The organism is Ruegeria sp. CK2, from assembly GCF_056536585.1.
In genome coordinates this window covers 1-652 of record NZ_JBQFPW010000077.1, presented here as the reverse complement: position 1 = coordinate 652, position 652 = coordinate 1, and the positions used below count along the sequence as shown (strand labels likewise).

The following is a 652-nucleotide window of genomic DNA, read 5'->3' as shown; positions in this document are numbered from 1 at the left end:
CCAAAGCAGCAAAACCCTTTCCAGCACGCAGCGCGCCGTAAGAGAGCTGCGGCGGATGATAGTCTCCGGAGAACTGGCCGCCGGAACCGACCATCTGGAATCAGAGCTTGCCCAGACATTGGGCATGTCACGAACCCCGGTCCGCGAAGCTGCACTCATGCTGGAAAGCCGTGGCCTGCTGGAAATGCGCCCTCGGAAAGGGGTTCGGATCCTGCCCGTCTCATCCGAAGACATGCGTGAGATTTATGACATCCTGACCGAGTTGGAAAGCCTCGCAGCCCAGCGTGCCGCAGAAGCAGGCTATTCAAAACAGGATCTCAAAGTGCTTGAGCAGTCGATTGCGCAGATGGACCAGGCCATCGAAACAGAAAACCTGGAAGCGTGGGCTGAGGCGGACGAGTTGTTTCACCAGGAGCTTGTACGTCTTGGCAGGAACCATCGGATTGAAGCCATCGTCGCAATGATGAGCGATCAGGTACGCAGGGCGCGGGCCACCACGCTGTTCATCCGCCCGCTGCCAGTGCAATCCAACGAAGACCACCGGGCTGTTCTGCGGGCGATCCAAGAAGGAAAGGCAAATGAAGCACGCGAACGCCATAGACAACACCGGCTTCATGCCAAAGAAGTGCTGTGTGGAATACTTGAAAAACAC

At 57.2% G+C, this 652-nt stretch carries 1 protein-coding gene; it reads left to right on the top strand.

Annotation, left to right across the window (positions count from 1 at the left end):
• A partial coding sequence (locus tag ACR0BU_RS24765) for a GntR family transcriptional regulator (protein ID WP_480739595.1) occupies positions 1-652 on the top strand: 652 nt, incomplete at both ends.